The sequence below is a fragment of the Prosthecobacter sp. genome (genome assembly GCF_044222565.1).
Taxonomy (GTDB): Bacteria; Verrucomicrobiota; Verrucomicrobiia; order Verrucomicrobiales; family Verrucomicrobiaceae; genus Prosthecobacter.
The window spans coordinates 346,927-371,299 of record NZ_JBGANA010000005.1; the positions used below are offsets into that span (position 1 = coordinate 346,927).

At 60.9% G+C, this 24,373-nt stretch carries 18 protein-coding genes; 15 read left to right on the plus strand and 3 right to left on the minus strand.

The features are described from left to right. Positions 1-12 precede the first annotated feature (12 nt). The 11 genes from ACILSR_RS10055 (at position 13) to ACILSR_RS10105 (ending at position 14,376) form a co-directional block, all read left to right on the plus strand. Positions 13-1,401 carry a sulfatase gene (locus ACILSR_RS10055; protein ID WP_395749631.1) on the plus strand — a complete coding sequence of 463 codons (1,389 nt, stop codon included), beginning with the start codon at positions 13-15 and terminating at the stop codon, positions 1,399-1,401. A gap of 51 nt (positions 1,402-1,452) precedes the next feature. Next, positions 1,453-2,850, plus strand: a complete 1,398-nt coding sequence (locus tag ACILSR_RS10060; protein WP_395749632.1) for a sulfatase — start codon at positions 1,453-1,455, stop codon at positions 2,848-2,850. A gap of 49 nt (positions 2,851-2,899) precedes the next feature. After that, the gene (locus ACILSR_RS10065; RefSeq protein WP_395749633.1) at positions 2,900-3,802 is read left to right on the plus strand and encodes a leucine-rich repeat domain-containing protein; all 903 of its coding nucleotides are present in this window, start codon (positions 2,900-2,902) and stop codon (positions 3,800-3,802) included. 54 nt (positions 3,803-3,856) lie between these two features. Beyond that, complete coding sequence (locus ACILSR_RS10070) at positions 3,857-5,182, plus strand: sulfatase-like hydrolase/transferase (protein ID WP_395749634.1); 1,326 nt, start codon at positions 3,857-3,859, stop codon at positions 5,180-5,182. Positions 5,183-5,228: 46 nt separating this feature from the next. Continuing rightward, positions 5,229-5,813, plus strand: coding sequence for a hypothetical protein (locus tag ACILSR_RS10075; protein ID WP_395749635.1), 585 nt, complete (start codon positions 5,229-5,231; stop codon positions 5,811-5,813). 15 nt (positions 5,814-5,828) lie between these two features. Next, positions 5,829-7,376: an arylsulfatase gene (locus tag ACILSR_RS10080; protein WP_395749636.1), complete on the plus strand. Its 1,548-nt coding sequence runs from the start codon at positions 5,829-5,831 to the stop codon at positions 7,374-7,376. A gap of 35 nt (positions 7,377-7,411) precedes the next feature. After that, entirely contained in the window at positions 7,412-8,524 is a 1,113-nt protein-coding gene (locus ACILSR_RS10085; RefSeq protein ID WP_395749637.1) for a hypothetical protein, read from the plus strand. Between the two features lie 14 nt (positions 8,525-8,538). Further along, complete coding sequence (locus ACILSR_RS10090; RefSeq protein ID WP_395749638.1) at positions 8,539-9,945, plus strand: sulfatase; 1,407 nt, start codon at positions 8,539-8,541, stop codon at positions 9,943-9,945. Between the two features lie 32 nt (positions 9,946-9,977). Then, the gene (locus ACILSR_RS10095) at positions 9,978-11,351 is read left to right on the plus strand and encodes a sulfatase (protein ID WP_395749639.1); all 1,374 of its coding nucleotides are present in this window, start codon (positions 9,978-9,980) and stop codon (positions 11,349-11,351) included. 19 nt (positions 11,352-11,370) lie between these two features. Then, positions 11,371-12,780, plus strand: a complete 1,410-nt coding sequence (locus tag ACILSR_RS10100) for a sulfatase (RefSeq protein ID WP_395749640.1) — start codon at positions 11,371-11,373, stop codon at positions 12,778-12,780. A 69-nt stretch (positions 12,781-12,849) separates the two neighbouring features. Further along, entirely contained in the window at positions 12,850-14,376 is a 1,527-nt protein-coding gene (locus ACILSR_RS10105; RefSeq protein ID WP_395749641.1) for an arylsulfatase, read from the plus strand. An 18-nt stretch (positions 14,377-14,394) separates the two neighbouring features. Here ACILSR_RS10105 and ACILSR_RS10110 read toward each other — a convergent pair whose 3' ends face one another. The 3 genes from ACILSR_RS10110 to ACILSR_RS10120 all read right to left on the minus strand — a co-directional run bounded on the left by ACILSR_RS10110 (position 14,395) and on the right by ACILSR_RS10120 (position 17,245). Next, positions 14,395-15,498 carry a radical SAM protein gene (locus ACILSR_RS10110; protein ID WP_395749642.1) on the minus strand — a complete coding sequence of 368 codons (1,104 nt, stop codon included), beginning with the start codon at positions 15,496-15,498 and terminating at the stop codon, positions 14,395-14,397. An 83-nt stretch (positions 15,499-15,581) separates the two neighbouring features. Continuing rightward, positions 15,582-16,784, minus strand: a complete 1,203-nt coding sequence (locus tag ACILSR_RS10115; RefSeq protein WP_395749643.1) for an NnrS family protein — start codon at positions 16,782-16,784, stop codon at positions 15,582-15,584. Further along, positions 16,781-17,245 (minus strand): group III truncated hemoglobin, encoded by a 465-nt coding sequence (locus ACILSR_RS10120; RefSeq protein ID WP_395749644.1) that lies wholly within the window; start codon positions 17,243-17,245, stop codon positions 16,781-16,783. Before ACILSR_RS10120 ends, ACILSR_RS10115 begins: the two co-directional genes overlap by 4 nt. A 162-nt stretch (positions 17,246-17,407) precedes the next feature. Here ACILSR_RS10120 and ACILSR_RS10125 point away from each other — a divergent pair, with 162 nt between their 5' ends. The 4 genes from ACILSR_RS10125 (at position 17,408) to ACILSR_RS10140 (ending at position 24,339) form a co-directional block, all read left to right on the plus strand. Then, positions 17,408-18,004, plus strand: a complete 597-nt coding sequence (locus tag ACILSR_RS10125) for a hypothetical protein (RefSeq protein ID WP_395749645.1) — start codon at positions 17,408-17,410, stop codon at positions 18,002-18,004. A gap of 126 nt (positions 18,005-18,130) precedes the next feature. Next, positions 18,131-19,453 carry an alpha/beta hydrolase family protein gene (locus tag ACILSR_RS10130; RefSeq protein WP_395749646.1) on the plus strand — a complete coding sequence of 441 codons (1,323 nt, stop codon included), beginning with the start codon at positions 18,131-18,133 and terminating at the stop codon, positions 19,451-19,453. A 34-nt stretch (positions 19,454-19,487) separates the two neighbouring features. Continuing rightward, a complete protein-coding gene (locus ACILSR_RS10135) occupies positions 19,488-21,929 on the plus strand; it encodes a CehA/McbA family metallohydrolase (protein ID WP_395749647.1) in 2,442 nt (813 codons plus the stop codon). Positions 21,930-21,987: 58 nt separating this feature from the next. Further along, a complete protein-coding gene (locus ACILSR_RS10140; protein WP_395749648.1) occupies positions 21,988-24,339 on the plus strand; it encodes an alkaline phosphatase D family protein in 2,352 nt (783 codons plus the stop codon). Positions 24,340-24,373 lie beyond the last annotated feature (34 nt).

Here is a 24,373-nt window from a genome sequence, read left to right on the forward strand (position 1 = left end):
CTCTTTTCCATCATGAAATCGCGCCTTCTTCTCCCGCTCTTGTTTCTTGCACTGACCTCAGCGCAGGCGGCTCCTCCCTCAAGGCCCAACGTTCTGCTCATCGTGCTCGACGATCAAAACGGCTACGCTGGCCGCACGGATGTCGCACCGGAGCCGGTGACGCCGCAGCTCGACCGCTTTGCGAAGACGGGCATGAATTTCGTCAACGCACAGTGCGCGGCCCCGGTGTGCAATCCCTCGCGCACGGCCTTTCTCTCTGGTCTGCGTCCCTCCACCACCGGCATCTATGACAACAGCCAGGATGACCTGCCCAAAGACCACCTCTTGAAGAGCCGGATCTCGCTGCCGACGTATTTCCGCGATCAAGGCTATCATCTCGCGGGGGCCGGAAAGGTCTTCAGCTCCGCCATCGCCGCCGCTGCGGGCAAACGCATCTGGGCCGAGGGCATCGACCTGGGCCGCAAAGAGAAGAAGCACGCTCCCACGCCTGAAGGCGAAGGCTTGAATGCCATCGGCAAGCATGCATGGGGCCCGCTGTACAAAAGCAGGGACGAGATGGAGGACTGGAAGCTCGCGGGATGGGCGGTGGAGTTCCTCACGAAAAAGCATGACGAGCCTTTCTTCCTCGCCTGCGGCATCGTGAAGCCGCACACGCCCTGGTATGTGCCGCAGGAGTACTTTGATCTCTTCCCTCCCGCTCGCATCACCGTGCCCGATTTGGCCGCGGATGAAAGCGCACCCGTGCCGGCTTCAGTCCGCGAGAAGATTCACAAGGGAGAATCGGAGCTGGTGCAGCGCCGCAAAGAGCTGCTCTCCGCCTATTTCGCCGCCTCCCGCTATGCGGACGACTGCGTGGGCCGCATCCTGAAGGGCCTGACCGAGGGGCCTAACGGCCAGAACACTGTCGTCGTTATTTGCGGAGATAATGGCTACGAATTTGGCGACAAGCACAACTGGTCCAAAGGCAGCCTGCGCGAAGGCTCCGCGCATGTGCCGCTGATCATCGCGGGACCGGGCGTCGCTCCGCAGCAGGTGTGCACGCATCCCGTCAGCCTGCTGGATATTTACCCCACGCTGGTGGCTCTCACCGGGCTGCCCGCCAAGTCCGATGTCGAAGGTGTGAGCCTGATGCCGCTGCTGAAAAATCCCTCCGCGCCGTGGGACCGCCCGGCCCTGACCACCTCCGGCTTTAAAAACCACGCCCTGCGCAACGACCGCTGGCGCTACATCCGCTACGCCGACGGCGCGGAGGAATTGTACGATCACGACAAAGACCCGCTCGAACGCACCAACCTCGCCACCCAGTCCGAATTCGCCAAGATTAAAGCGGACATGCAGCAGTGGCTGCCGAAACACGACGAGCCGAGAAATCCGGACTCCTCGGGCGGCAAGGAGGATTGAGGGTTTGTCTGCATAATCCGCCACGTCTCTTTCGTTTCCGCGCGCACCACCATGAAGCTCTTTCTGCTCGCGACTCTGGCTTTGACTCTATCGCTGTCATGCGGCGCAGCGGACAAGCCCAACATCATTTTCATCCTCGCCGATGACTTCGGCTGGGGAGATCCGCACTGTTACGGCCACCCTTATGCGCAGACGCCCAACCTCGACAAGCTCGCAGCGGATGGCACGCGCTTCACCAAATTCCACGCCACGGGCGTGACCTGCTGCCCGGCACGCACCGGGCTCATGACGGGCAAGTTTCCCGCCACGTTTCAGAAGTATCCTGCCAGCTTTGGTTTTGGCACCCGCGTCACCATCACGGAGCTGCTGAAGAAGAATGGCTATGCCACGGGCCACTTTGGCAAATGGCACATCGGAACCGTGCTGGAGCCGGGCACCTATGGCATCGATGTCATCGGCTCGGATCAGGGTACATCCGGCAAGCACCGCCAGTCGGACGACGGACGTGGACGCGACGCGCCGATGTATGACCAGGCCATCAGCTTCATCGAGAAACACAAAGGTGAGCCGTTCTATGTGAACATCTGGGATCACATCTCGCACCATCCCATCCACCCCACGCAGGCGGTGCTGGATGCCTTTGGTCCGCTGGAGCTGGACGAGTCAAAGTTCACACCGGTCATGCAGGAGAAGTTTGCGCTGTGCAAAAAGCTGGGCGGAGATCCTGCCGCCCATCTGCGTGCGTTCCTCGCGGATGTGAAATCCATGGACGCCGAAATCGGCCGCCTGCTGCAAAAGCTCGATGAGCTGGGCCTGCGCAAGAACACGCTCGTAGTTTTCTCAAGCGACCAGGGCGCCGCGCCGCTGCGCGACACCGAAGGCGCGGACGCCAAGCCGCGGAAAAAAAACAAAGGCCCCGCCGGAAGCGATATCGACGAGATGCGCCTCAATGCCATGGGCTACGCCGGGCCAAACTTCCGCGGAGGCAAGCACACCGATCTCGAAGGCGGCGTGTGTGTGCCCTTCATCGCCCGCTGGCCTGCGAAGGTGCCCGCCGGGCGTGTGGATGATCAGTCCGTCATCAGCGGTGCGGACTGGCTGCCCTCACTTTGCAGCATCACGGGCATTTCCATCAGTGCGGCGGATTTCGATGGTGAAGATTCGTCGAAGGCGCTGCTCGGCGGCGTGCATGTGCGCACGAAGCCGCTCTTCTGGAAGACCAGTTCGGAGCGGAGCGATCCCACCCTGCTGCTGGAAAACTGGAAGCTGCACGGCTCCCATCGCCGCAATGGCGAGGTCACGCTCTACGACCTGGCCACCGATCCGGGCGAGAAAGTTAATTTGGCGGAGAAACAGCCAGACGTGCTCAAACGCCTCACCGAACAACTCGCCACATGGACGGCCACCCTGCCGAAGACTTACGAGCATGGCGATGACAAGGGTGATTGAGCACGGACGAATGATAGATGGGGGCGGCGCCTACGTTTCGCAGCCAGCCATGAAGACCGCCTTCGCTTTCCTTCTGCTGTCTGCCGTAGGCAGCGCACAGGCCGTGACTCTGAGCGAACTGGCCGCCAAAGATCCGCCCACGCTCTTTGTTGCTAAAAAGGGAGTCGAAATGCCGAGTCATCATGACCAGACGAACAACCTCAAGGAAGACGACCGCGCCCTGCTGCTTTCTGACACCGGCCTCACGGACATCACCGGCATCAGCAGCCTCATTGTCACGGATGAAGGCAGGCAGGTGCCGCTTAAAAGCGTGAAGAATCTGCATCTCTTCCTGAACCAGAACGACCTCAGCACCCTTCCGGACGAGCTGGGCCAGCTCGACAACGTCTCCTTCATGTACTTTGAGCATAACAAGCGCCTGCACCAGATCCCCGAGGCGATCACTCAGATGGACGCGCTTGAGGGAATGTATTTCACCGACTGTGACTTCAAGGCGATCCCGGCGTTTGTGTTTGGGATGGCGCGGCTGAAGAAGCTGCAGTTTTCAAGCAATTACCTCACCGAGCTACCCGCCGCCATCGGCAACCTTGCCGAGCTGCGCCACCTCAACATGGCGCACAACCAGATCTCCAGCATTCCGGAGAGCATCTCAAACCTCACGCGCCTGCGTGTGTGCGATCTGTCTGACAATCCGTTCACCACGCTGCCGGAGTCGTTCGGGAAGGTGCAGATCGTCAATCAGCTGCGGGTGAAGAACTGCCCCATCACCGCCCTGCCCGCCGGTTTCGCCACCATGCGCGCCACCATCGACATCACCGGCACGAAGATTGATGAGAGCAGGCTCCCGCCGGAGCTGCGCGCGAAGATCAGCACTGAAAAACCGCCCGGATCCAAGGAGCCGGAGAAGATGATCGTGAAGCCAAAAGAAAAGACGGAGAAGAACGGCAAATAACTCCTTCAAGAACCTGCCTTCGAAACTTACCCCAACGTCAGTCCTGCCTGTCACATGAAGACTTTGATTCTCTCCCTGCTATCCTGCTTCGCTCTTCTGGTTCATCCCGCGGTGGCGGCGCAGCCCAACATCATTTTCATCCTCGCCGACGACCTCGGCCATGACGGCCTGAGCTGCTATGGCTCCGATGCGCGCAAGACGCCAAACATCGACAAACTCGCCGCCTCCGGCACTCGCTTTGACCTCTGCTACTCCGCGCCTCTGTGCGGACCCTCCCGCTGCGTGCTCATGACCGGGCGCTATGCCTTCCGCACCGGCGGCATAGGCAATGGCTCCTGGCGCAATGGCGGCCCGGGTGCAAGGGCCGCGGATGAGCAGCCCATGGCCAAGCTGCTGAAGCAGGCCGGATACGCCACAGGCGAGTCCGGCAAATGGCGGCAGGTGGGCGAAACGCCAAAGGACTGGGGCTTTGACGAATACTGCACGGATCCCACCGCCGGCGGCTGGTACTGGAAGACCAGCTACGAGAAAAACGGCGAGACCATCAACACCCCCAAGGAGGAGTACAACCCCGACATCATCCAAGCCTACAGCCTCGACTTCATCAACCGGCACAAGGAGCACCCCTTCTTCCTATATTACTCCATGCACCTCGTGCACGGCCCCATTCTGCGCACGCCTGATTCCGCCGCGGACGCGGGCAAAGGCGCGGACTTCTACAATGACAACATCGCCTACATGGACAAGCAGGTGGGCGCGCTTGTGGCTGAGGTGGAAAAGCTTGGCCTGCGTGAGAAGACGCTCATCCTCTTTGCCGGAGACAATGGCACCGCGCTGAACCACCCCTGCACCATCGGCGGCCGCATGATCAATGGCCAAAAAGCCTCCATGCTGGAAGGAGGCGCCCGCGTGCCGCTGATCGCCAGCTGGCCCGGTGTCACACCCGCCGGCAAGGTGAACAACGACCTTGTCAACTTCACCGACATGCAGGCCACCTTTTTGGATCTCGCCGGTGCCAAAGCGCCCGAGGGAGTAGAATTCGACAGCGTCAGCATCGCCCCGCAGCTGCGTGGGGAGAAAGGCTCGCCGCGAGAGTGGGCCTACGTGCAGCTTGGCGCCAAATGGTACGTGCGCAGCCAGGGCTGGAAGCTCAATGAAAGCGGTGAGCTCTTTGACATGAGCGATGCTCCCTTCGTGGAAAAACTCGTGCTCCCCGCCGCTGATACCGAGGCCAGCAAGGCCGCACGCACGCGGCTCACCGCCGTGCTGGCGGAGCTGAACCCCGCCGCCGGCAAGACGGATGGCGGCGACGGCAAGGCCGGAAAACCTGGAAAGGGGAAGAGGAAGAAGAAAATGCAGCAGCAAAAGCAGGCCAAATGAGTGATGCGGCTGCATCCTCTGCGACCTGGTTCTCACGCGTCCAACCATGAGACATCTTGCCTTGTTCTTAATCTTCATCTGCGCCGCTCCGCTCATGGCGCAGCGCGCGCAGCCCGCACCCACCATGCTGTTCGGGCCTGCCGACTGGCGTTTTGAGCGCCTGCCCATCCCGCCGGGATTTGCACGCGACATTGCGTGGACGGGTCATGAAGAGGCGCGCTTTTCGCCGGGCATGTTCCGCACGGATGCACCCAACTATTTCACCTACGCCCTCTCCATCTGCATCGACGGCACACCGGAACTCCAAGAGAAGGAGCTGAAGGACTTTCTCGACAAGTACTTCAAAGGACTGAGCACGATGGTGGGCCGCGGAAAGGGCATGCAGCCTGATCCCGCCATCTTCAATGCCGAGGTGAAACCGCGCGACAAAGCAGGCCAGTTCTCCGCGAAGGTGCCCTACATCGACACTTTTACTGATGGCCGCCGGATCACGCTGAACCTTGAGATCGATGTGCGCCCGCTGCCCGAGAGCAAAAAGACCCAGATCATCCTGCTCCTCTCGCCGCAGGCACCTGAGGCGGAGATTTGGAAAAAGCTGCACGAAATTCGCGAATCCGCGCATGCGCCCTGACCACTTACTTCGATCATGAAGCTCACCCTCATTGCACTCGTGGCGTTCGCCGCAGCCCCTACCGCAAAAGCCGCCGCCCCGCCGCCAAACATCATCCTCATGATGGCGGATGACATGGGCTTCTCCTGCATCAGTCCTTACGGCGGAGAGATCCACACGCCGAACTTGCAGCGCCTCGCGGATGAAGGGCTGCGCTTCACCCAGTTTTACAACAATGCCAAATGCACCACCACGCGTGCGTCCCTGCTCTCCGGCATGTACCCGCGCAACAGCGGGAACAGCATCCCTCAAAACATCGCCACCGTGGGCGAGCAGATGCGCGCCGCGGGCTACCGCACCGCGCTCTGCGGCAAGTGGCATCTGGGCAGCGTGGCGCCGCAGCGGCCTTTTGATCGCGGCTTCGATGAATACTACGGCCTCATGGACGGCTGCTGCAATTTCTTCAACCCCGCGCAGCCGGACCCCGATGCCAAGGGCGGCAAGGTGCGGGTGTTTGGCCACAATGACGAACTCATCAAAGAGTTCCCGCCCGGCTACTACACCACAGACGCCTTCACTGATCACGCGATCAAAACCATCAAGCGCTTCACCGGAGAATCGAAGCCCTTCTTCCTGCACCTCGCCTTCACCTGCCCGCACTACCCGCTGCATGCGCCGGCGGAAGACATCGCGAAGTATCGCGGCAAATACAAGGCTGGCTGGGAGGCGATGCGCCAGGCGCGCTACGAACGGCAGAAGGCCATGGGCCTGTGGGACAACATGCCTGCGCTTTCAGGCACCGACTTAAAAGCCTATGGCTGGGACGGCGCGAATCAGGATTGGGAGGACCTGCGCATGGCCACTTATGCCGCCATGGTGGACCGCATGGATCAAAACATCGGCCGCCTGCTGAAGACGCTGGATGATCTCGGCATCTCGGACAACACGCTGATCATGTTCCTATCTGACAATGGCGGCTGCACGGAGGAACCCGGGGGTCGCGATGCCACGCAGCAGCCGGGCATCGTAAGCACCTACACCGCCGTCGGCCCATCCTGGGGCTGGGCGCAGAACACCCCTTTTCGCCGCTACAAAAGCTGGGTGAATGAAGGCGGCATCAGCACTCCCTTCATCGTACGCTGGCCCGGTCATGTGAAGGCCGGCACGAAGACGAATCAGATGGGACATATTATAGATGTGCTGCCGACCTGCCTCGAAGTCGCTGCCGCGAAGCCGCTGGCTGAGATTCATGGTGAAAAAACGCCGCCCATCGAAGGCCACAGCCTTGCGCCGATTCTGAACGGCGGCAAACGCCCTGAGCCTGCCGAAATTTGCTGGGAGTGGAGCGGCAACTGCGCCGTGCGTCATGGCGAATGGAAGCTCGTCTGGGATACCGAGGCCAAACCGGTGAAGTGGGAGCTCTATGATCTGGCGAACGACCGCACGGAGCTGAATGACCTCGCCGCTGCGAGACCGGAACTGGTCAAGGAATTGAGCGAGGCTTATATCCGATGGGCGAACGCCACAGGCCGCAAGCTGCCGGGTGCCACGAAGGGCAAAAAGAAGAAAAGTGCGGAGGAGTGAATAACGCACCGCGAATTAAGACTCACATTTCATCGATGAAAACCGCACTCATTGTCCTCGCTGCAGTTATACTCCCGATGAGTTTGGTCTGGAGTGCCGATGTGCCTGCCTTCAAAACGCGACTGCTCGCGGCGACGACGAAGCATCTGAACTTGCTGCTCAAGGAAGACGGCAGCGTCGCTGAGTTGAAAGGCAAAGGGGGCGACGGCGAAGAGGCGCTCGCGTTCTACCGGGCCTTTGAGTTCACCGGAGATCAGCGCTTTCGCAAGGCGGCGCTGAATCTGGCGGACCGGGTGCTGCACGACATGCGGGAGATGAAATTTGGTGTGCTGCCGATCAAGGAGAAGGAAAAACCGGGCACGGGCAAAGTCTTCATCGGCGGGGGGCCGCCAGCGCTCGGATTTTACACCGCGAATGTCGCGTACATTTTGCACAAGGAGGGAGGGCGGGGTGAGGATTTGAAGTATCTCGGCAAGGTGCTCGATGAATACCCCTGGAGCGAAGAGGGCTGGTGGTCGGCGGACATTGATGTGAAGACGGGCGAGTCCAAGCAGCCACTGACGAAGCCCTCGATCATCAACAAAAGCGCGGCAATCGCAATGGCGACGGGGATGCTCAGCGAAGCGTTGCGCGAGGTCTCGCCGGAACTCTCGGCGCGGCTCAAGCGGAAGACGGACAAGTGCGTTTACGGGCAGATCATTCCTGCGCAGGTGGAGGATGGCTTCTGGCACTACAGCCTCTCCGGCAATGATCCAAAGGACAAGGACATCCTCGGTTATTTCATGCTCACCGTCCATGTGTTGATGGAGCTGCAGCAATTTAACGCTGCGTATCGTGAGCCAAAGCTCGATGCCGCGCTGAAAAGGGCGCAAACCTTTGCGCTCAACAGCATCGCACCAATGACGGATCCCAACACGGGGACGGGAAGCGATGCGCACACCACGCCTTCGACGCCGAAGCATTACACGCTGGCGGAAGAACCCAAACGCGGCTTTCAGCTCGGCATCGTGCTCATTGGCGGTGGCTTCATGGAAGAAGGCATCAAGATCATGGATGCCTCGCTCCAGCATTTTGATTTTGGCAATGCGGGCATGGACGGTGTGCATGCCGTGGCTCCGACAGCGGGCATTCTCGCTCTGCTGCGCTGAACAATTTCACAGCCATGAAACTCATCGCCATCTTCTCGACGTTCACTCTGCTGTTTTGTGGAGCGGGACCATTCGCCGCTGACAGGCCCAATATCCTTTTCATCGCCATTGATGACATGCGCGACTGGACGGGCTACTCAGGGTCGGCGCAGGCGAAGACGCCGAACATGGATCGCCTGGCCAAATCCGGAGTGGCTTTCACGCGGGCCTACACGGCGTATGCCTTGTGCAATCCTTCGCGCACGGCGCTGCTCACGGGCCTGCGGCCGAGCACCACGGGCGTGATCACCAATGGCGAGGACTGGCGCGTGGCGGTGCCTGCGGAGCGGCCTTCGCTGCCAGGTTACTTGCATGCGCAGGGCTACCGCACCCTCGGCCAGGGCAAGATTTTCCACGGCAGCAAGGTGCGCCAGGAGGAGTGGGACGAGTATGCGAAGGACGGCGAACGCGAGGAGAAGGACGCCGATAAAAAAGACTGGTCATTAAAGCCCGGCAAGACGCCGGATGGTTTCATGATTGGCAGCAATGACATCGCACCGCTCGATTCGCCGGAAGAGGAGCTCGTGGATTACAAGACGGCGAGCTTCGGCGTGGCGCAGCTTGGCAAGGCGCATGACAGGCCCTTCTTTCTCGCCTGCGGTTTTCATCGGCCCCACCTGCCATGGAATGCGCCGCACAAGTATTTCGAGATGTTCCCACTGGAAAGCATCTCGCTGCCAGAGCTGAAGACCGATGACCTCGCCGATCTTCCCAAAGAAGGTGTGATCATGGCAAAGGCCGGCGAGTTCGCCGCGATTCGTGATTTGAACAAATACCGCGAATGCGTGCGCGCCTACCTCGCATGCATTGCGTTCACCGATGCGCAGGTGGGGCGGCTGCTGGATGCCTTGGAAAAATCCCCGCACAAGGACAGCACCATCGTCTGTCTATGGAGCGACCACGGCTGGCACCACGGTGAAAAGGAGCACTGGCGCAAATCGACGCTGTGGGAGGAGGCCACGCGAGCGCCCCTCATCTGGCGCGTGCCTGGCATGACAAAGCCAGGCAGCGTGTGCGAGCGCCCAGTGGATTTCCTCGGCATCTATCCCACGCTTTGTGATCTAGCGGGGCTCCCGCTGCCGCCGCATCTGCAAGGGGTAAGCCTCAAGCCGCTGCTCGCCGATCCGCAGGCCGCCTGGGAGCACCCGGCCATCAGCACCATGCACGATGGCAATCATGCCATCCGCACGGAGAGGTGGCGCTACATTCACTATGCAAACGGCGGCGAGGAACTCTACGATGAGCAGGCCGATCCGCATGAGTGGACGAATCTCGCGGGCATGCCCGAGCACGCCGCTATGAAAGCCGAGCTCGCCAAATGGCTGCCTGCGGATGCTGCGCCGGTGACTGCGAAGGCGAAGAAGAAAAAGAAGAAACCATGATGCGCTGCTCTCTACGAATTCACACCCAATCCATGAAAACACATCTCCTGCTCCTTGCGTCATTATTCATCTCGCATGCGTCGTTTGCCGCACCACCCAATGTCGTGCTCGTCATGGCGGATGACCAGGGCTGGGGAGACACCGGGTACAACGGACACCCCGAGCTGAAGACGCCGAATCTTGATGCGCTGGCGAAGAGCGGCTTGCGGTTGAATCGATTCTACACCGCGCATTTCAACTGCTCGCCGACACGCGCCAGCATCATGACCGGAAGGCACCCTGACCGCATGGGCACCTTCAATCCGGGCGCGCCCATCCGAGCTGAAGAACTGACGGTGGCGAAGGTGCTGCAGTCCGCCGGTTATGCCACCGGGCACTTCGGCAAATGGCACCTCAATGGCAAGAATGGCGACAAGAACACCACCGACATGCCCGGCCGCGCCATCCTCGCCAGCGACCCTCTCTCTCCAGGTAAGATGGGCTTCGATGAATGGGTCTCCGCCGATAATTTCTTCGATCTCGATCCCGTGCTGGGCCGCCAGGGCGTGCCGGAAAAGTTTCATGGCGACAGCTCCGACGTCACCACGGATGAGGCGCTGAAGTTCATCAAGAAGCAGGCCGCTGCGGGCAAGCCCTTCCTGAGTGTGGTATGGTTTGGTTCCCCGCATGTGCCGCACATCGCACTGCCTGCGGACAAGGCGCTGTACAGCGGCCTCTCCGAAGAGGAGCAAAATTACTTTGGTGAAATCACCGCCGTGGATCGCAGCGTGGGCCGGCTGCGTGCGGCCTTGCGCGAGCTGAAGGTCGCGGACAACACGATCTTCTGGTACAACAGCGACAATGGCGGCCATGAGGGCCCGAAGTCCACCGGCTACCTGCGCGGTGAAAAAGGCACGCTGTGGGAAGGCGGCCTGCGCGTGCCTGCCGTGGTCGAGTGGCCGGCGCGCATACCGCAGCCATTTGTCAGCGAGACGCCCTGCTCCACGCTCGACATTTACCCGACGGTGCTCGCCGCCACGGGTGCTGTGGCGCAGAATCAAATCCAGCCGCTGGATGGCATCAGCCTGCTGCCATTGTTTGATCACAAGACCGAGACGCGCAGCAAGGCGATTCCGTTCTGGGCGCACGGTCGTGACGGTGGCGGCCACGCGGCTCTGCTGGAGTGGCCTTACAAGCTGCACACAAATCCCGTGGCCGGCCGTGGCAACAAGAAGAACAAGAAGGGTGATGCGCCCATGGCCGCCGCGCTGCTGTATGATGTTTCCAAAGATCCCAAGGAAACCACCGACCTGGCGGCACAGGAGCCCGAACGTGTGGCAAAAATGACCGCGGAACTCAATGCCTGGAAAGCTTCGGTGGAGAAGAGCCTGTCGGGTGCTGATTACCCGCAAAAAGCAGGGAAGTGACAGGCGTATTTGTCCCGCCATGAAGATTCTCTCGTTCCTGCTTTTGTCGTTCCTCGCCGCGTCGTCACTGGTGGCGAAGCAGCCGAACATCGTCATCATTCTGGCCGATGATCTCGGCTACGGCGATCTCTGCTGCTACGGCCATCCGCAGATCAAGACGCCGCACCTCGACCAGATGGCGGCGGAGGGCGCGAGGCTCACCCAGTTCAACTGTCCGGCTCCTTTCTGCGCGCCCACGCGGGCCGCTCTGATGACGGGGCGCTACCCTTTCCGCTGCGGCATGACCCAGAATCCCGCGCCGGATGGCGGTGCTGCGGCGGATGCGCTGCACCTGCCGGAGAAAGAGGTCACGCTGGCTCAGGTGCTGAAGTCGGCCGGTTACGCCACGGGCATGGTGGGAAAGTGGCATCTGGGTCACAAAGCGGGCTTTCTCCCCACGGAGCGCGGCTTTGATGAGTATTATGGCATCCCGTATTCCAACGACATGCGTCCGGTGCAGGTGCTGGAGAATACGCAGGTCATCGAATACCCCGTCGTTCAGGCCACACTCACACGCCGCTACACCGAGCGTGCCCTAGGATTCATCGAGCGCAGCAAGGCGCAGCCTTTCTTTCTCTACTTCGCGCATGCCATGCCGCACAAGCCGCTCGCCGCTTCCGAGGCGTTTTACAAAAAGAGCGGGGCTGGTTTATATGGAGATGCCGTGGCGGAGCTCGACTGGAGCGTGGGCCAGGTGCTGGCCAAATTGAAAGAGCTGGGTCTGGATGAAAACACTCTGGTACTTTTCAGCAGCGACAATGGCGCCTGGTTCGGCGGCAGCACTGGCGGCCTGCGCGGCATGAAGGGTGCGCAATGGGAGGGCGGCTATCGTGTTCCGATGATAGCGCGCTGGCCCGGCAAGATATCAGGCGGGCGGGTGAGCGAGCAGATGGCCATCACCATGGATCTCTTTGCCACCGTGCTGGAAGCCACCGGCGCGAAGATGCCAGACGACCGCGTGCTGGACGGCCGCAGTCTCATGCCGCTTCTCAAAGGCGAGGCGAAATCACCGCACCAATTCCTCTTCGGCCACCTCAATTCCAAACTCGGCAACATCCGCGATGCGCGGTGGAAGCTGCACGTGCTGCCTGCCACGCAGCTCAAGCTCAAGGCGGGTGCAGACGGCAAGTGGCTGGACCCGCGCGCGCCCGATGGAGTCACCATTCTGGCGCCGTATGAGCAATACAACCTGGACGCCTTTCCCGGCCTGAACACCGGCGATGCCGCCGCGAAGATGCAGCTGTTTGATTTGCAGAACGACCCCGGCGAGCAGCATGACGTCGCTGCAGAGCACCCCGAGGAAGTGCAGCGTCTCCTAGCCGCTTATGAAACGATGAACAAGGACGTGCCGGTGATCGATGAGGTGAAGCGCGAGCCGTATAAAAAGTAGCCGAGCAGGCTCTCACACGCGCATTGCTTGAAAGAGCCCCGCCGTATTTGCGTCCTCACATTCCCGACCATGAAACTCGCCCTCACTCTTCTCCTTGCCTTCGCTGCACCTTCCTTTGCGGATCTCGCAGGCAGCAAGCCCAACATCATTCTCGTCATGACGGACGACCAGGGCTACGGGCAGATGGGCTGCGTGGGCCACCCCTGGCTGAAGACGCCGAATCTCGATGCGCTGCACAGCAAAAGCCTGCGCTTCACCCGCTTCCTCGTCAGTCCCACCTGCTCGCCTACCCGCAGTGCCATCATGACCGGCCGGCACGATTTGAAGAACGGCATCACGCACACCATTCTAGAGCGCGAGCGCATGACTCTGAATGCCACCATTCTTCCGCAGGTTCTCAAAACCGCGGGCTACACCTCCGGCATTTTCGGCAAATGGCACCTCGGTGATGAAGACGCCTATCAGCCCAATCAGCGCGGCTTTGACGAAGCTTTCATCCACGGCGCGGGCGGCATTGGTCAGGCCTATGACTGCTCCTGCGCCGATGCGCCGGACAACAAGTACATGGATCCGGCCATCCGACACAACGGCCGCTTCGTGAAAACTCACGGCTTCTGCACGGATGTCTTCTTCACCGCTGCTCTCGGCTGGATCAAGCAGCAGAAGGACAGCGGCAAACCCTTCTTCACCTACATCGCCACCAATGCGCCGCACGGCCCCTTCATCGCACCGGAAAAAAATGCGAAGCGCTTCACCGATCTTGGCTTTGCCAAAGAGCAGGCCGGCTTCTACGGCATGATCGAAAACATTGATGAAAACATGGGCCGTCTGGCGGAAAAGCTGAAGGAGTGGGACTTGTACAAGAACACGGTGGTCATCTTCATGTCAGACAATGGCACCACGGGCGGGGGGCCTGGAGCGGCCGTCGGAGGCAAGGAAATCATTCCCGGCTATCCCTTCTTCAATGGCGATCAGGTGGGCTTGAAAGGCTCCACCGATGAAGGTGGTGTTCGTGTGCCGTTGTTCATCCGTTGGGACGGCCACATCACCCCCGGGCGTGACATCAAGACCATTGCCGCTCACATCGATCTTCTGCCCACCTTCGCGGCGCTGGCCAATGCCGAGCTGCCGAAAAACCAGGTGGAGGGCCGCAGCCTCCTGCCACTCATCGAAGACAAAGCTGGCAACTGGGAGGACCGCTTCCTCTTCACCCATGTGGCCCGCTGGCCCACCGGCACGGAGCCCAACACGCAGGAGTTTATCAACTACGGCGTGCGCAATCAGCGCTTCCGTTTTGTAGGGCCGCGGGGGGGGCAGGGCAATGCCAGGAAGAAACAGCAGGCCGCCACCGCTCAGCCCACCAAGGGTGCTCTCTATGACCTGGAGGCCGACCCCTACCAGAAAACCGACGTCAGCGCCGACCACCCCGACGTCGTGCAGAAAATGAGCGCCGCCTATGAGGCCTACTGGAAAGAGGCCCGCCCGCTCATGGTGAATGAAACCGCACCCATGTCTCCCACACGTCCCTTCTGGGAGGCGTATGACAAGCAGGCCAAGGCAGGTGGCATTCCGGAGTGGACGCCGCCTGCGCTGTGATGGGTTGGTGTTGCCTGCTCAGCCCAGTGCTACACCTGCCAGCCTCGGCTGATACACACACGCCGGATCCTCTGCAAAGGGATCGCCCGTGACGCCATACGCGCGTGCCCGGGAGCCGCCACAGACGGTGCGGAACTCGCACCGGCCGCACTTCCCACTCAGCGCATCATTGTCACGCAGGGAGACGAAGAGGGGATGATGCCGGTAGATCTCCGCTGGGTGCTCTTCACGCACATTGCCGCAGTCAAAAGGTAGAAAGCCGCTGGGGGAGACTACGCCCGTGTGAGAGATGAACATCACGCCCCGCCCGTCGCGGATACCCAGCGGCGAGCGCATGCCCGGGCGCTGCCTGTCGCCCGCGCCATGCTTCTGAATCAGCACGCGGCGGAAGTGGTGGCCCTCCGTGGTCTTGATGGCAAACGGCGCTTTTCCCACCAGCGAAGCCATGTCTTGAAACACCTGCTCAATGTCCTGCGGATCGGGCAGGTCCGCGATCCCCGCGCGGCCGGTGGGCACCAGCAGAAAAACGCTCCACATGGCGGGCTTCAGCTCAAACATGAGCTTTTTGAAGGCCTCATATTCGCGCAGATTTCCGCGCGTGAGCGTGGTGTTGATCTGCACGCTGAGGTCAGCGGCATGGGCGCGGTGCACGGCGGCGATGGTGCGGTTGAAGGTGCCCTCCACACCGCGAAAAGCATCGTGCGTCTCCCGGCAGGCGCCGTCCAGGCTCAGCGAGATGCGCTGCACCCCTGCGGCTTTGATTTCGGCAAAGTCCGCATTCATGAGCCGCGCCGTGGCTGAGGGGCTCAGGCCCACGTGCAGCCCCGCCGCCGTGGCCTCGCGCACCAGGTCCAGCGCATCTGTGCGCATGAGAGGATCACCACCTGTGAGGATGAGCATGGGGGGCTTCATTTCTGCGAGCTGGCGGATGAGGCGGCTCGCCTCCTCGCGTTTCAGTTCATCCGGATGCCGGTGAGACTGCGCCTCCGCCCGGCAGTGCCTGCATGCCAGCGCACAGGCCCGTGTGATCTCCCAGAAGACGAGAAACGGCCGTTCATCAAAGCCATCGTAGGCCATCGACTCCACCTTCGACCACTCGGGATTGCTCAGCGCTGCATTCATGCCGGAGTAAACCGAAAAACACGTCTGCCTTCGCTTCTGACCGTGGGGAATGCTGTGCTGATTTTGCGGAGCGTCCTGCTGCCTCACTCCTCCTCATCCCGCTTCACAAACCGCCGACGGTGCCATAGCAGCCAAAACAGCGCCAGCAGCGCCCACGTGATCGCGGCATAGATGTGATGAGACACCGTCGTGGAAGGTGCCCACGCTGGTGTGGCACGGGTGATGGCGGCCAGCACGCCGAGAAACACCAGAAAGCGCACCCATTTGCTTTTCACAAAGAAGCCTTCGAGATCGCCGCTGTGGCCAAACAATACCCGGCTGCCCACCACGAGCATGAGCATGCCGAAGCCGCCGATGTACAGAAGGTGTTCTACGCTCACGTGCTGGACATAAAAGAATCCTGCCAACGCCAGTCCCAGCCCGCCCAGAATGAGCGACCCAATCAAACCCGTGGTGAGAGTGCCGCTCTGATGTCTCCGCCAGTGCACTTCCACCAGCAAATACGCCGCGGCTGCTAGGGTGCGGAGTGCATAACCCGCGAGGACAAAACCTCCGGACTCGAGGAAGAAGCTTGCCACCACTGCCAGCGCCGCCACCAGAGCGCGGATGAGCTTGGCGCGGCTCTGCGCCGCTGTTTTGGGATCGCCGAAATCACCGCCGAGCATGCGCGGAAACACAACGGCACCGATGCCCAGCACCGGCGGCAGCAGCAGCCCTTGATAAAGCAGCAGATTGGCAAGCCGCAGGCGCTGCAGATCCAGCTGCGTCGCATTTGACAGCAGCAGCAAAGCGCCTGCGATGCCGCAGATCAAACCGGTGAGCGCCAGCAGCAGCTGCGGCGGTGGCGCCTCTTTGCGAAACTTCACCACCCGCACCATCAGGCACAGAAGCAGAGAACACAGCAGCGCGATGAAACACACATCTCCCCACGCCATACGCAGCGTGAGATGGCAGATGCCGCAGGCCTGATGCAGCGCAAGGAGCCAGCCCAGCTCCAGCGGGGTGAGCTTCGGCGCGGTGGCCATGCGCGGCCCCGCCGTTCCCAGAAAGCCCACCACGAAAGCCGCACCAAAGGCCTCGATCATGAGTCGCGCATGCACCAGGCCCGGGTAGAATCCAATCTGCTGCGCATAAAACAGCGGCCACAGCGCCACGCCGATGATGCTCCACACTGCGCCGCTGAAAAAGAAGACGCGGTACGGCTCTGCCGCCAGCCAGCGCAGCCCCTGACGCCGCGGTCCGGTGGCGCGGTGTTTCTTATGTTTGCAGGCGGGAAACTGGCTCATGCGGCTGGCTGGGGCTTGTAACGTGCATAGCGCTCGCGCTGCTCCGGCGTCAAGTTTGAGGGATCGAAACGCGGATCAGGGACGTGGTTGATGCGCGCGTAGATCACGTTCGCCATGTCCGCCGCGCAGTTTTTGATGTGCTCCGCCCGCTCCCCGGAAAAGAGGTCGTCCACCGTGCCGCGGAAAAGCTGCAGCCAGTGGTCAAACTGCGCACGTCCCATCTCCGTCTGCGGCACCAGCTTCGCATGAGCGGCGATGGGGTTTCCCGTGAAACCGCCCGTGCGAAACAGCACGGTCTCCCAGAAGGCGTACATTTTCGGCAAGTGCGTCGTCCAGTTGGTCCGCGCCACGTCGTTGAAGATGAAGCCCAGCACCTCGTCGGTGCGGACGCGATCGTAAAAAGTGTTCACCAGCGTTTCAATCTCGGCGCGGCCGGTGATATCGGGTTTGGTTTCAAACATGCATTAGATATGCAACTTTAAACGCAGATCGCTTCCCTCTTTCTGCGTCCTTCTGCGCCGGAATTGGCACTCCCCTGCCAGACGCAATACGTGCTCACCCATCCGCAGGATCCGCGCATTGATGCACTCGCGATGCAACTTATTAAATGGCCCAACCAAACCATGAAACTCATCCTCACCTCACTTGCCACCATCACCGCCGTCATGACCCTCCTGGTCAATGCCGCCATGGCCATCGATCCCGCCTCCGTCGCCACGGAGACAGCCGCCAACACCATCTGCCCTGTGACCGGCAAGCCGGTGGATCCCACGGTCACCACCGATTATGAAGGCCGGAAGTGGGCCTTTGCCAAGGAAGCGTGCAAGACCAAGTGGCTGAAGGCCCGCGAGGACAGCCTCTATCAAAAACTCGGCGGCAAGCCCGCGATCGACGCTGCCGTGGACGCCTTCTATGTGAAGGTGCTGGCGGATGACCGCGTGAAGCACTTCTTTGACAACGTGAGCATGGACAAGCAGCGCCGGAAGCAGAAGGAGTTTCTCAGCGCCGCCTTCGGCGGGCCGCTGCCCTGGACCGGCAAGGACATGCGCAAAGCGCACGAAGGCATGGGGCTCACGGAGGAGCACTTCAATGCCATCGCTGAGAACCTCGTGAACACCTTGAAGGATCTCAAGATCAAACAGGAGCTCATTGACCAGGTTGTGGCCGTCGCCCTCACCACCAAGGACGATGTGCTCGGCCGTCCGAAAAAAGCCAACTGAGAGACATCCATCTTTCGTTGACCCAACCATCGCCGCAGTGAGCGCCGGGAGTCGCTTGCTGCGGCGTTTTTGTTTGCTGAAAAAAGGATGCGGAATCCACCGCGCTGGAGCGTTTGATCTTCCGCCATGCGGCTCTCTTTCCTCCTCACCACCCTCTGTTTCGCCACCTCCCTCCAGGCCGAAAAGGTCGGCTCCTGGGATCTCGACGCCCTCAAAAACAACGTACCCGCCATGAAGTGGGTGCGGCAGGATCAGCCGATTCATTCGCTGACCTACGCCGGAGAGAAGTATCTCGGCAAAGACACCGAGGTCTTCGCCTTCTACGCCTCCCCCACCACACTCGGAGAGGCGAAGCCCGGTACCAAATTCCCAGGCGTCGTCCTCATTCACGGCGGCGGCGGCACAGCCTTTGCCGACTGGGTTCATCTGTGGGCCAAGCGCGGCTACGCGGCCATCGCCATGGACTTGAACGGTTCGCGTCCGCCTGATGCTGAGTTTGATCCGAAGACCGGCATGGCCATTGGCAACGGCCACCGCGGTGTACGTACGCGCCTGCCGAACGGTGGACCTGCGCACGGGCACCCGGAGAAGTTCGACTGCGTCCTGACGCCAGACACGAGTGATGACTGGCCCTTTCACGCCGCCGCCAGCGTCATGCGCGCGCACTCATTGCTGCGAAGTTTTGCAGAGGTGGATGCAGAGCACACGGCCGTGACCGGAATTAGCTGGGGAGGCTACACCACCTGCCTCGTCGCTTCATTGGATGACCGCTTCAAAGCCGCCGTGCCCGTTTACGGCTGCGGCTTCCTGCATGAGGGCGAGTCTGTGCAGAAGCCCAGCATCGACAAGCTCCACCCCGAGCACCGCGCTCTGTGGGTGAAGGAGTACGACCCCGGCAGCCTGCTCCCCCGCTGCCATGTGCCCATCCTTTTTGTAAACGGCACCAACGACGTGCACTACGTGCTCGACAGCTACATGAAAAGCTACAACGCGGTGCCCGGCGAGAAGCATCTCCGCATTCAGATAAAGATGCCGCACGGCCATCCGCCCGGCTGGGCACCGCAGGAGATCGGGATTTTCATAGACTCGAAGTGCAAGGGGATAACCCCCGTGGTCGGAGCGAAGGATGGCCTTAAAACCGAACAGCCGCTGCCAACCCTTGGCAATCCTGTTTTAAAAACCGATACGGTTGAGGTCTCATGCACTGCACGGGTGAACGCTATCAAGAAGGCTGAATTGAACTATACCACGGACAGCGGGCTGCGTTCGAAACGCGAATGGAAAAGTCTTCCGGCCACAATCACGATAAACTCCCTAACTGCGAGTCCACCCATCTGGGGCTACACAATAACCGCACCCAAGCCGCCAGCAGATGCCAACACATGGTTCATCAATGTCACTGATAGTCGCGATGTTATGGTGAGCACGGTGGTTGAGTTCAGTCAGTGATCCAAGATGTAAGCGTTCGCGGCGTATAGAGGTCATGAACAAAATCTGCGCCTTCTTCGCGACGCTCACCCTCGCAGCCTATGCGGAGCCGCTGCCGGTGATCGAAGTGGAAGGCCAGCCGCTGTCGGCGAATGCGCGGCGGATCGTGCAGGCGCTGGATTTTCTCGGTGTTCCGCTGGCGGAGAATGTGCGAGCGAAGCTAAACGCTGCGATTGCGAAGCGTGATGCGGCGGGAGTGCAGGCGGCGCTGGATGCGCAGGTGCTTTGCGTGGTGGACATAAGCCCCGAATCGCGGGTGAAGGCGCAGCGTGGACCGGCGGCCGCGCGGGTGCAGCAGGGAGGCTACACGCCGGTGTTGATCAAAGTGATCAATCACGCCACCAGCGTGGCGCACCTGCAGTTCAGCAGCCCGCAGGCCGGACCCTCCTACGCAGGCGTGGCCAAGGGCACCATGGAGCGGGAGCGGCAGACGCATCTGCGGGAGAATGAGAACACGCAGGGTGCAGACCGCTTCCTGGAGGTGAGTTTGTACGAGGCACCGCCGATGACCGCGAATCTCAGCGGGCTGGAGGTGGAGTACGCCATTGCGCTGCTGTATTCGAGCGAGGCGGGCAAACGCGAGACCACGCTGGTGTTTGACATCGGCCAGGGGACGCAGGATCTGGGCTTTCGTGCTGAGGTGCCAGTGTTGTTCGATGTGCGGCCCGCTGTGACGGTGAAACTCGACGTGAAGGATTTCGATGGCACGCCTACGACGGCGCGGCTGACCTTCACCGATGCTCAAGGCCATGTCTTTCCGCCGCAGGCACGAAGGCTCGCGCCGGATTTCTTCTTCCAAAAGCACCTGTATCGCGCCAGCGGAGGCAGCGTGCTGCTGCCACCGGGAGAGTTTACCATGGAAGCCTCGCGCGGGCCGGAATACCACACGGTGAAGACGAAGGTGTCGATACCGCTGGCAAAAGAAATGACTCTGCCCGTAAAGCTGGAGCGCTGGATGAATGCTGCGGATCTTGGCTACTACAGCGGCGATCATCATATCCATGCGGCAGGCTGCGCGCATTACACATCGCCCTCCGAGGGCATGCGACCGGAGCATATGTTTCAGCAGGTCAAGGGCGAGGGGCTGAATGTGGGCTGCGTGCTCGCCTGGGGCTATTGCTTCGACTATCAGCGGCAGTTTTTCGGCCCGCAGGTGGACCGCTTCAGCGAGCCGCTCACGCAGATGAAGTATGACATGGAGGTGAGCGGCTTCGGCTCAGCCGCACTCGGCCACGTGTGCCTGCTGAACCTGCGGGAGCTGGTCTATCCCGGCGCGGACGGCATCAAAGGCTGGCCCACCTGGACCCTTCCCGCTTTGCGCTGGACGAAGCAGCAGGGCGGCTACACCGGCTACCCGCACTCCGGCAGCGGCATGCAGGTAAACGCCTCCGTGGCCGCAAAGCGTCTTCTCGATCTCTACGATGCCGGCAAGGACGCACGCCTCACCGCTGTGGAGGCGCAGGCCGCACTTCTGCCGGAGTCGTATGAAAAAATCGATGCCGATCATGATGGCGGTCTGAACGAGGCCGAGCTCGTCAACAGCCACGAGCGCGTGCTCGATACTCTGCCAAATGTCGCGATCCCCGACGCCGGCGGCCACGAAATCTTTGTGACCACGGCGCACGGCGTGTGTGATTTCATCAGCGCCATGGACACAGCGCGGTTGCTTGAGTGGAACACATGGTATCACCTCATGAATTGCGGGTTTCCGCTGAAGGCAGCCGGCGAGACAGACTTCCCCTGCATGAGCGGCACGCGTGTAGGGCAGGGGCGCACGTACGTGAAGCTGGGGAAGATCGACAGCATCGATTTCACGAAGTGGTGCGAAGGGCTTGCAAAGGGGAGCAGCTATGTGAGCGACGGCTACGCGCATGCGCTGGACTTCACCGTCGCCGGTCAGTCTTCCGGCGATGAAGTGCGCCTCGCACAGCCCGGCCGTGTCGAAGTGAAAGTGAAGACCGCCTTCGGCTCCGAAACGCCGCTGGAGATTGCCTACGGCGGCGCGTCGCCCGTGGCGGGCGCACGTCTCACTGGCGACACCGTGAACTACCACGACGCCACCACCGCCCAGCCCTACGCAGGCGGCAAACGCAAGATTGAGCTCGTCGTGAATGGCTTGCCCGTCGCCGTTCGCGAAGTGTTGGCCGATGATCAGGTGCATGAACTTGTTTTCAATGTGGACATCCCCCGCAGCAGCTGGGTGGCCGTGCGCCAGTTTCCGCAGATGCACACCAATCCCGTAAACGTCATCGTGGCAGACCAGCCCATCCGCGCCTCGCGCCGCAGCGCCCAGTGGTGCCTGGCCTGCATCGAACAGCTCTGGCGTGTTCGTGAAAAGAACATCGCCCCCGCAGAGCGCGATGCAGCCCGCCGCGCGTACGAAGAGGCCAAGGAAATCTATCGTCGCATTGCCTCTGAGGCGGAGCAGGGCACCTGAAACAAAAAATCCAAATTCCGTGATGGCCACGCCCTGCCACCGTCGTTGCATCGAATTCATGAAAAGGAACATCTCCAGGCGCACCGGACTTAAGTTGATGACGGCAGGAACCTTCATGGGCCTTAGTGCTCGTGATAACGCGATGGCTGCTCCAGCCAAAAGCGCGGCAGCTACGGATGCCTGGGCACAAACCCATGACCGTGTATTTCTCGGCGGTGAGTACTGGGCCAATCCCATGGAGGACTGGCGCGTAAGCGAAGGCGGTGCGGAGTGTCTCAGCATGGGTGGAGGCCGCAGCGTTCATTCGCTGACTCATCAGATCGCGCAAAACGGTGAATTCACGATGGGAGTGACGCTGACGCGGCTGGAGATCGGCAAGGCGGACGGTGGCGCGGGTTTCCGCGTCGGCATTCGCAGCGAGATTAACGAATACCGCAGCAACTGCTTTGTGCAAAAAGGCATCAACGCCGGATGGCAGGGAGATCAGCTGGTGCTGGGGCCGAAGAATGTGCCGGTGAAAGACGGCAGTGTCTTGAAACAGCTGAAGCTGACGCTGCACGGCGCGGCTGAAGGCGACAAGTGTGTGCTGACGCTCACAGCCTCTGCGGCTGACTCGGGTGCGGAACTGGGAACCGTCTCGCACGCGTTTCCGGCGAATGAACTCCTGGGCAATGTATCCATCGCCAACAACTTTGCCGCCGGCGCGGTGGCTGGGGCCAAGAAGAACAAGGCCAAAGCGGGTGGGACTGGCACAGGGCGCTACCGTTTTCAAAAATGGACGATGGAGGGCAGCGCTTTCACCGTCTCGCCACAGAATCAGTTTGGGCCGCTGCTGTGGTCCATGTACTCCCTCAGCGACTCACGCACTGACGAGGGCTTTGTGATGAAGCTGAGCGCACTGACGGCTCCGCTGGGAACCAAGGACAACCAGGTTGTGGAGCTGCTGGTGAAAAGGGGCGGTTCATGGAAGTCTCTGGGCGAATCGAAGCTGGACCCTGATGCCTGGGTGGCGACCTTCCGTATCCCCAGGTGGAATGAAAAGCAGTCCACACCCTACAAGGTCGTGTACGTCGAGAAGCACACCAACGGCACCGAGACCGAGCACGAATGGACCGGCACCATCAAGCCCAATCCCGAAGGCCGCCCGCTGCGCATGGCGGCGCTGACCTGCCAGAACGACTATGGCTTCCCCTACGCACCTGTGGCAGAGAATTTGGTGAAGCTCGATCCTGATCTCGTCTTCTTCTCCGGAGATCAGATTTATGAGAACCACGGCGGCTTTGGCATCATCCGTGAACCCGCCGAGCCAGCCATCCTGAACTATCTGCGCAAATTCTACCAGCATGGCTGGGCCTTCCGCGAGGTGATGCGAAATGCGCCCACACTCTGCCTGCCGGATGACCACGACGTCTTCCAGGGCAACATCTGGGGCGAAGGCGGCAAGAAGATGGACGTAGGCGATACAGGGGCTTCTTCGAAGGGCGGCTACATCGAGCCCGCGCGCATGGTGAATGCCGTGCACAAGACGAATGTGGCGCATCATCCCGATGCGTATGATCCCAAGCCCGTGCTGCAGGACATCAGCGTGTATTACGGAGACATGGTCTATGGCGGGGTGAGCTTCGCCATCATCGCAGACCGACAGTGGAAAAGCGGCCCTGAGCATGTGCAGACGGGCGGCGCACGAGCTGACCACGTGCCGGATAAAAACTTTGACACCTCGAAGCTCGACAAGCCCGGCCTCGTTCTGCTGGGAGAGCGGCAGGAGGAATTTCTCAAAAAGTGGGCGCTGGACTGGCGTGGCCACACGCTGAAGGCCGTGCTGAGCCAGACCATCTTCGCCAACGTGGCAACGCATCACGGAGGGCCGGATGGTTATCTCAAGGCCGATCTCGACTCCGGCGGCTGGCCGCAAACGCCGCGCAATCGGGCGGTTGAAATCATGCGCCCCTCCATGGCCCTGCACATCAATGGCGACCAGCACCTCACCACGATGACGCAGTATGGCGTGGACAAGCAACGGGACAGCAACTGGTCCTTCTGCACGCCGGCCATTTCCGCCGGATATCCGCGCTGGTGGCGGCCGGATGAACTGAAGATGCCGCATGAAAACCGCCCCAAGCATGGGCTGCCGGACACCGGAGAGTTCATCGACGGCCTGGGCAACAAGGCCTACGTCTATGCCGTCGGAAATCCCGTGGTCGGCCAGGCCCCGAACCGTTATGAGAAGGCGCATGAGAAAGGAAGCGGCTTTGGCTTCATCACCTTTGACACGGAAAAGAGGACCTACTTCATCGAGTCCTTCCGCTTCTTGATTGATGCCACGGATGGCAAGCCCACGAATCAATTTCCTGGGTGGCCGATGACCATTCAGCAGAAGGAAAACCGCGGCGAGAATGTGATCGCATAATTCGAAAAGCTCCAACGGCGTGCCGTCCGTGTTC

Coding starts and splice junctions, on each gene's coding strand:
- ACILSR_RS10055 (WP_395749631.1), top strand. CDS start 13: ATGAAATCGCGCCTTCTTCTCCCGCTCTTGTTTCTTGCACTGACCTCA.
- ACILSR_RS10060 (WP_395749632.1), top strand. CDS start 1,453: ATGAAGCTCTTTCTGCTCGCGACTCTGGCTTTGACTCTATCGCTGTCA.
- ACILSR_RS10065 (WP_395749633.1), top strand. CDS start 2,900: ATGAAGACCGCCTTCGCTTTCCTTCTGCTGTCTGCCGTAGGCAGCGCA.
- ACILSR_RS10070 (WP_395749634.1), top strand. CDS start 3,857: ATGAAGACTTTGATTCTCTCCCTGCTATCCTGCTTCGCTCTTCTGGTT.
- ACILSR_RS10075 (WP_395749635.1), top strand. CDS start 5,229: ATGAGACATCTTGCCTTGTTCTTAATCTTCATCTGCGCCGCTCCGCTC.
- ACILSR_RS10080 (WP_395749636.1), top strand. CDS start 5,829: ATGAAGCTCACCCTCATTGCACTCGTGGCGTTCGCCGCAGCCCCTACC.
- ACILSR_RS10085 (WP_395749637.1), top strand. CDS start 7,412: ATGAAAACCGCACTCATTGTCCTCGCTGCAGTTATACTCCCGATGAGT.
- ACILSR_RS10090 (WP_395749638.1), top strand. CDS start 8,539: ATGAAACTCATCGCCATCTTCTCGACGTTCACTCTGCTGTTTTGTGGA.
- ACILSR_RS10095 (WP_395749639.1), top strand. CDS start 9,978: ATGAAAACACATCTCCTGCTCCTTGCGTCATTATTCATCTCGCATGCG.
- ACILSR_RS10100 (WP_395749640.1), top strand. CDS start 11,371: ATGAAGATTCTCTCGTTCCTGCTTTTGTCGTTCCTCGCCGCGTCGTCA.
- ACILSR_RS10105 (WP_395749641.1), top strand. CDS start 12,850: ATGAAACTCGCCCTCACTCTTCTCCTTGCCTTCGCTGCACCTTCCTTT.
- ACILSR_RS10110 (WP_395749642.1), bottom strand. CDS start 15,498: ATGAATGCAGCGCTGAGCAATCCCGAGTGGTCGAAGGTGGAGTCGATG.
- ACILSR_RS10115 (WP_395749643.1), bottom strand. CDS start 16,784: ATGAGCCAGTTTCCCGCCTGCAAACATAAGAAACACCGCGCCACCGGA.
- ACILSR_RS10120 (WP_395749644.1), bottom strand. CDS start 17,245: ATGTTTGAAACCAAACCCGATATCACCGGCCGCGCCGAGATTGAAACG.
- ACILSR_RS10125 (WP_395749645.1), top strand. CDS start 17,408: ATGAAACTCATCCTCACCTCACTTGCCACCATCACCGCCGTCATGACC.
- ACILSR_RS10130 (WP_395749646.1), top strand. CDS start 18,131: ATGCGGCTCTCTTTCCTCCTCACCACCCTCTGTTTCGCCACCTCCCTC.
- ACILSR_RS10135 (WP_395749647.1), top strand. CDS start 19,488: ATGAACAAAATCTGCGCCTTCTTCGCGACGCTCACCCTCGCAGCCTAT.
- ACILSR_RS10140 (WP_395749648.1), top strand. CDS start 21,988: ATGAAAAGGAACATCTCCAGGCGCACCGGACTTAAGTTGATGACGGCA.